The sequence below is a fragment of the Terrisporobacter sp. genome, assembly GCF_017888745.1.
Classification (GTDB): Bacteria; Bacillota; Clostridia; order Peptostreptococcales; family Peptostreptococcaceae; genus Terrisporobacter.
This window is the reverse complement of the sequence record NZ_JAGHFM010000030.1, coordinates 21,223-28,885: the sequence shown is the minus strand read 5'-3', so window position 1 is coordinate 28,885 and position 7,663 is coordinate 21,223. Positions and strand designations below refer to the sequence as shown.

Here is a 7,663-nt window from a genome sequence, read left to right as displayed (position 1 = left end):
TCCATATTAAAAAATTTTATAGAGTTTTAATTGTTAATAATAAAGTTAAAGTGGTCTTTTTTATTATGATCTTCATATTTTATAGTAAAAGCTTTCTTTTGCAAGTTAACTTGTTATGAAGTCATTTGAAAAGGAGGTATAAAAATGAATAATATTATGCAACTTTGTATTAAAGAAATATCTATCGGGAATATTTCAGATATTATAGTATGGATAGGAACAGGGATTTTACTTGTAGCAGGTGTGGCTGTATTAATAAAAAAACCTAAGAAATAAAAATGTTTAAAGGACTATTCAGATGAATTATATATATAAATAATTAAAAAAGAGCTATGAAGAATTTATAAAATAATTTTACATAGCTCTTTTAAATTGCATTAAATATGAACTAGATAGGTATGTTATAATAAGAAAGCATTTTAAGAAAGAAGGTGAACTTATGGAAATTGGAAAAATCGGAGAAGTATTAAGAAGTTATACTGATAAATTAAAGTATAATAGCGGATTTGTGGCATATAAAAGAAACTATGTAAGTAATGACTATGCAAATATTAAAGGAAATGAAGCTACATTTTATGGAACTGTATTTGATGAACATCATAGTAGAAGTTATACTGCAATGATTAATATAGATACAAATACAAGAATAATATCTAATGTTAGTTGTGATTGTCAAAATGTATTTAATAATAAAGGTCCTCAAGTTTGTCCACATATAGTTGCTATAGTTCTTAAAGGTATACAAAATTTAAGAAATAAAACTAAGGAGGAATTTTCAGAAGGAGATGTTGTTATAAATCCATCTGTGATTTTTGATATTAGCCAATCTAGAGGAGGATATTTAGGAGGAAGTTTAAATATTGAAGGTATAGATAAAAGTGAGTACGGCAAAATATTTGAATCTTATAAAGATAACTATAAATATCATCTTATGAGTGATGGAAGCTATATAGATTTAAAAGATAATGATTTACAAAAGATATTTCAAGTAATTGATATATTAGGTATCTATAATGATTTTAGTAAGATAAAAATTCCAGATAATAAAGCTATGTTTTTAGATAAGTTATTAGAAGATGAAGAATTTAGTTTTGTTAATGGTCAAAAATACATAAATAATGTAGTAAAAAAATTTGGAAAATTAAATAAAGATATAAAAGTACCAAAAAATTTAAAAACAACTCTTAGAGATTATCAAATAGAAGGATTTGAATTTTTTAATACTTTAGCCAATTATAATTTTGGTGGAATTTTAGCTGATGAAATGGGGCTTGGTAAGACAGTGCAAACCTTGGCTTTCTTACTATCACAAAAAGGAAAAAGAAGTATAGTAATAACTCCTACATCGTTAATTTTTAACTGGAAGAGTGAGTTCCAAAAGTTTGCTCCAGATATAAATTTAGGTATAGCCTACGGTAGTAAAAGTGCTAGAGAAAAAATATTAGAAAATATAAATGAGTACGATGTCATTTTAACAAGTTATGGAACTTATAAAAATGATATAGATAAATATGAAGATTTAAAATTTGATTTTTGTATAATAGATGAAGCTCAAAATATGAAAAATCCAGATTCTGTTATTACTAAATCTATTAAGAGAATAAATGCCGATGTGAAGTTTGCATTAACAGGAACACCTGTAGAGAATAATCTTACAGAACTTTGGTCTATTTTTGATTTTGTAATGCCAGGTTATTTATATAGTAAACATAAATTTGAAAAAATATTTGCAAATAGTGATAAAAATAGTAGTCAATTAAAAAATTTAATAAAGCCATTTATGCTTAGAAGAACTAAAAAAGAAGTAATAGACGAACTTCCAGATAAAATTGAACAAAAGTTTTATGTAGAGTTAGAAAAAGAACATAAAAGAGCGTATAAAAGTTTTGTTAATTTAATTAAAAGAAGAATCTTAGAAAATAATGAAGATAATATGACTGTATTTTCTTATTTAACTAAGTTAAGACAATTAAGTATTGCACCAGAAATCATAGTGAAAAATTATAAAGGGAAAAATTCTAAATTAGAAATTTTAATGAATCTAATTAAATCAAATAAAAATAGAAAAATATTAGTTTTTTCCCAATTTACAAAGGTGTTGAATTTAATTGGAGATAGATTGAATGAAGAAAATATCAGTTATAACTACATAGATGGAAAAACTGATGCGAAGAAAAGATTAGAATTAGTTGAAGAATTCAATAATAGTGATAAAAATAGAGTATTTTTAATTTCTTTAAAAGCTGGAGGAACAGGTCTTAATTTAACAAGTGCATCTATGGTAATTCATTTTGATCCATGGTGGAATCCTGCTGTAGAAGCTCAAGCTAGTGATAGAGCTCACAGAATAGGTCAAAAAAATGTGGTAGATGTTATTAAATTAATATCAAAAGATACAGTGGAAGAAAAAGTAATAGCAATGCAAGAAATCAAAAAAGATCTTATAGAAGATATAATTAATTCTAATCTAGAAAATAGTACGGCTCTTAAAAAACTATCTAGAGATGAGATAATAGACTTATTTGATAATATAGAATAACTTTATTTATTAAGATTTTGTAAAAAAAAAGATGGTATATCCATCTTTAAACGTATAATTCATACTTCGGGGAAAGTAAGAATATTATATAAGTTAATTAATTACTATATCTAAGGGTTAAAATATGTAAAAATATAAAAAAGCCACAAGGACAAAGCCTTCTGACTTATTTCTATATCTTCGTAATATAATTATTAATTATCTTATTTTTAATTTAATAATATACTATTTGGTAATTATTGTCAACTGTATTTATCCTTTGTATCAAAATAAAATATAAATCATACATTTAATAGTAAAAGAGTATTATTGAATTTATGATTTATATAGGGGGATAACATCTTATGTTTATTAGAAACGATACGAATGCATCTTATGTTAGAGTGTTTCATGCATCACCAGATGCACCACCAGTAGATATTTATATTAATAACAATCTTGTATTTAAAAGTTTAGCATTTGGAAATTTTACAGAATATATGCCACTTTCAATGGGAAACTATAAGATAGAAGTTTATCCAGAGGGGGAAAAAGGAAAATATATTTTAATGCAAAATGTACAAATTCCAGAAAAACAAGTTGTCACAGTTGCAGCTGTAGGATTTTTAAATGATTTACAATTAGTATCTTATATGGAATCAAATCCTAATAATTTGCCAGTAGATATGAGTAGGTTAAGATTAATAAACTTGTCACCAGATGCACCTGAAGTTGATGCATATATAGATTCAAATTTAGCATTCACAGATGTAGGATTTTTAGATGCTACTGAGTATTTAGAACTTTCATCAGGAAATTATGATTTAAGAATAAATATAGCTCAAAATGATGAAGAATTGTTAAGACTTGAACCAGATTTGAAAAGTCAAAAGGTATATACAGTGTATATGCTAGGAGATGCATCCAATTTAACTGCTATTCAATCATTAGATGGAAGTACTTATGTAAGATATTAAATGTATATATCTGTGGGTTTGTAGCTAGGTGAAGCGAAAATTATAACAGGTTAAATAAAAAACTGGAGATGGTAAATTTCTCCAGTTTTTTTAGTGGATATCTTCGCCTAAATTTTCACTAATGATTCTTGTATAACTAATAGATTTTGCAATTCTTTCCAATATATCTTCTCTTTCAATTAGAATTAAGTCATTTTCATAGTTCCAAAGTTGTTCAAATAGATTATCTGCCATTTTTTTTATGGCATTATCTCTTAATATAGAGTATTCATTTTTACCAGATACAGGATGAACTTTTATAAACTTTAAATTCTTAGACAGATAAAAAGAAGGATTGTCTGCATGTCTAAAATCTTCTATAAAATTACCATCTACCAATCTAATCTCCAAATCATTATTTTCTTTTAGTATTTTTTCGATAAAAGCAATGTGTCGTTCTCTTTCTTTAAACGATAATGTAACCGGTGTATTAAAGAAATGAAGACATCCTGAAGACATATATTTTCGAAGCTCTGATTCATATATAAGAACTTTTAGCTTACTTTTATATGTAGCATTATGCAAAAATATATTAATTTTTTTTAGTTCGTTCATTAATACAGGATCATCGCCAAATAGCCTCTCTGCAATTTCTAAAAATAAATCTTGTGGCATGAAGAATTCATTAATAGAACCAAGAAGGCATCTAAGTTCATTATTCATTATATATTGAATATAAGTTTGATCTTCTATCATTTCTACAGGTGATTTTTTATGGCAAAGGCTATTCCTTTTATTTTTTACTTTGTGTTCTAAGTTGAAATAAAATTCATCAATTAAAGTTTTTTCTTTAGAAGTTGTACTTATTAAGCATTCACCATCATCAGAAAAAATAGTAGTGCATAAGAATCTATCTTTAATTACAAAAATTGCTGTTGAAGAGCTAACATCACAATTATATAAATTAAAGTTAAGTTTAGGATATGAAGATAATATATTTATAGTTAATAAAGAGTTTAAAATTTCTTCATTATTATTACCAGAGAATCCCATTAAAAAGTCTATCTTAATATTGCACTCTTTGCTTAATTCATAGAAAAATTTCTTCATGTTAACAAGTGATATTTTATCTTTGTGGTTTATAGTAAATAAATTTAGAGATATAATTATATGAATTTCTTCAGAAGAATTTATATGAGAGTTTACTTCCTGAAGAATAATCTTTCTAATAACTTCTGGCCTTACTTGTGAATTACTATTGTAATATTCTTGAGACACAGAGGTCTTAGGAAGATTTTGATTACCAGTGTCATTAGAACTTTGATAATAAACATTTATTAATGTATCTTTTAGATATTCCAATAAAAAAGTTTCATTATAATTATCTAACTCAAAATATTCAACTAAATTTTCTTTTGTATCTTCTTCTAGAGAATCTACAATAAATTCGCTTATATCACTACATATTTCTTTAGCTCTTTTTGAACTAGGTAATTTTTTTGAATTAATCCATTTATTAATATAAGATACATCGTATCCCAAGTAACTAGCTAAAGATGATTTTTTTTGTTTTGATATATAAAGTAAATTTTCTAAAACTGCACCAAAAGTTCTATTACTCAGTAAATACCTCATTTCTATTGAAAATACAATATTAATTAAAAAAATAATTATAACATTTATTATATATTAATAAAAGGATATTTGTGAATTAACTTATCCATAAAAATATTTTTTAATGAATTGGATGACGAAAATGAATTCACAAATTCATTATTTCTCCTTTTAATTCTCTGGATTGTCAAATATAAGTTATGTTAATCTTAATACAAGATAAAAATAACCCAAATAATATGGGAAAAAACAGAACTTAGATTTATATAAATTAGAGTATATAAATTGAAAGTTTCAGGGAGGAAAGTAATTTAAATCATGGATACAATAAAAAATAAAAAAGGAATACAAAAAGGTTGGATGATGGTAATCGTATGTATGTTGATACAAGCTATACCATTTGGAATAGCTTCAAATATACAGCCGTTATTTATACATCCAGTAACATCAAAATACGGATTTAGTTTAACTGGATTTTCACTACTATTTACAATAGGGACTATAGTATCAGCTATAGCAGCTCCTATAATAGGAACATTATTCTCTAAAATTAATTTAAAATTAATATATACTTTAGGGGCAATATTATGTGGAGGAGGATTTGCTTTATTCTCTATGTGTACAGAGTTATGGCAATTCTATGTAGTTGCTGCAATAGTTCAAGTTGGTACAGCAACAATATCTGCTATAGGTGTTCCACTTTTAATAAACTCATGGTTTGACTCAAGTTTTAGAGGCAAAGCTTTAGGTATAGCATTTGCTGGTGGGTCAATCGGTAATATATTCTTACAGCAATTAGTGACTCGCTCATTAGTTATGAATGGACCATCTAAATCGTACTTAATATTTGGTTTAGTTTCATTAATAACAGCTATACCAATAGCATTATTTTTAGTTAAAATGCCTAAGAGTAATGATGATATAGTAAAAGGAATTAATAAAGAACAGAAAGAAGTTACTAATAGTGAAGAAATAGATATATCATATACATTAAAAGAAGCACAAAGAAATAAATTCTTCTGGATGATGGGAATAGGATTTTTATTTGTAGGTCTTTATGTATCGGCTTACTCAGTACAATATGCAAATTATTTCCAAGGTGTATTAAAACTAGATGCCAAAGTTATAGCAACAGCAGGTTCAATATTTGCAGCTTGTTCACTTGGAGGAAATGTACTTGGAGGAATATTATTTGATAAATTAGGTGTTGTAAAATGTTTATCTTTATCAGCGATATTTGTATTTATTTCAGGTATATTTATATTACTATCTGGAAATAACCCAGTATATGCATACTTATTCTCTGCAGTAAGAGGGTTAGCGGTATATGTTTATATGATGGCACCAGCTTATATGGTTGGACAATATTTTGGTAGAAAAGAATATGGTGGAATATTAGGTATGATGAACTTAGTATTTGCTGTAGGATTCTCAGGAGGATCTGTATTATTTGGAGTATTGGCATCATCATTTGGATATAATACAACATGGATGATAATACTAGGATTTGTTGCTATGGCATTCATATTATTATTAACATCTGCTAAAGGGATGGAAAAACAAAATGAAGAAAGAAAAGATAGTATGCAGACTCAAAAAGCTGCTTAATTTAATATAATATCTTACAAAAAATAATGGCATCTTAAGATGCCATTATTTTTCTGTGATTTATAATTTATTTTCTAGTTCTATAGTTATTTTTAAAAGTTGTTCATCCTCTGTTGTTGCAGTTAGAGCATCAAGAAGTTTTGTTGAATAAGAGAATTTTCCCATGATTAGATTATTATTCTCTATATAAGTTATCATTTTTTTATAAGTATTTTCTAAAGTATAAAAAGAACCTTTGTGATATCCAACTAAATAATATCCTTCTTTTTTTATAAATAATCTTGATGCAGGAATTTCTTCCTGGCTATGAAATAAAAAATTTTCTGGTATAAATTTATATTTATTCTCATTCTTATCAATACCAATTAATGTAGATAAGGAATAATCAATACTATATTTATGAATAAATTCATTAAAATTATTTTTTATCATAGCATAAAGATTTTTATTAATATCTTTTTTTAAAGATTTACTCAAAAAAAATCGTTGTTCTTCTTGATATTCGACTTGCAAAGAATTAATATCAATATTAAAGACTGATTGTATTTTATCAACTCTTGATTTTAATACTTCTTGTAAAACTTTTATTTTATTAATCTCATCAGAAAGTTCGTTGATTCTATTTACAAATAGATTTTTAACCTTTTCTGGAGTTCTATTATTTAAAAAAATTTTTATTTCTGATAATGACATTCCCATTTCTTTCATAACAGAAATAAAATAAAACAACTGTAATTGATTATAAGAGTAAAGTCTATAACCATTGTCATCATAGGATTCTGGTTTTAGTATTCCTATTTCATCATAATGAAATAAGGTATGTTTTTTTACATTACATAGTTTTGCGAACTCACCTGTTGAAAGGTATTTTAAATTTATATCCATATTTTAAATCTCCTCTTGACTGTTGGGTTACCATATAGATTATTATATCAAATAGAATGAAATTATTGTAAGAATTTGTAAG

General features: G+C 25.6%; 6 protein-coding genes. 4 read left to right on the top strand and 2 right to left on the bottom strand.

Features of this window, described 5'->3' with window-relative positions; all coding sequences use genetic code 11:
* Nucleotides 1-144 precede the first annotated feature (144 nt).
* The 3 genes from J7G74_RS01200 (at nt 145) to J7G74_RS01190 (ending at nt 3,495) form a co-directional block, all read left to right on the top strand.
* Entirely contained in the window at nt 145-276 is a 132-nt protein-coding gene (locus J7G74_RS01200) for a hypothetical protein (protein WP_297130747.1), read from the top strand.
* A gap of 163 nt (nt 277-439) precedes the next feature.
* Complete coding sequence (locus tag J7G74_RS01195) at nt 440-2,539, top strand: DEAD/DEAH box helicase (protein WP_297130744.1); 2,100 nt, start codon at nt 440-442, stop codon at nt 2,537-2,539.
* A gap of 344 nt (nt 2,540-2,883) precedes the next feature.
* The gene (locus J7G74_RS01190; RefSeq protein WP_297130741.1) at nt 2,884-3,495 is read left to right on the top strand and encodes a DUF4397 domain-containing protein; all 612 of its coding nucleotides are present in this window, start codon (nt 2,884-2,886) and stop codon (nt 3,493-3,495) included.
* 90 nt (nt 3,496-3,585) lie between these two features.
* Here J7G74_RS01190 and J7G74_RS01185 read toward each other — a convergent pair whose 3' ends face one another.
* Complete coding sequence (locus J7G74_RS01185) at nt 3,586-5,109, bottom strand: hypothetical protein (RefSeq protein WP_297130738.1); 1,524 nt, start codon at nt 5,107-5,109, stop codon at nt 3,586-3,588.
* A gap of 297 nt (nt 5,110-5,406) precedes the next feature.
* Between J7G74_RS01185 and J7G74_RS01180 the strand changes: the two genes are divergently transcribed.
* Nucleotides 5,407-6,696 carry a conjugated bile salt MFS transporter gene (locus J7G74_RS01180; protein WP_297130734.1) on the top strand — a complete coding sequence of 430 codons (1,290 nt, stop codon included), beginning with the start codon at nt 5,407-5,409 and terminating at the stop codon, nt 6,694-6,696.
* 60 nt (nt 6,697-6,756) lie between these two features.
* Here the strand turns inward: J7G74_RS01180 and J7G74_RS01175 are convergent, their stop codons facing one another.
* Complete coding sequence (locus J7G74_RS01175) at nt 6,757-7,581, bottom strand: MerR family transcriptional regulator (RefSeq protein ID WP_297130731.1); 825 nt, start codon at nt 7,579-7,581, stop codon at nt 6,757-6,759.
* Nucleotides 7,582-7,663 lie beyond the last annotated feature (82 nt).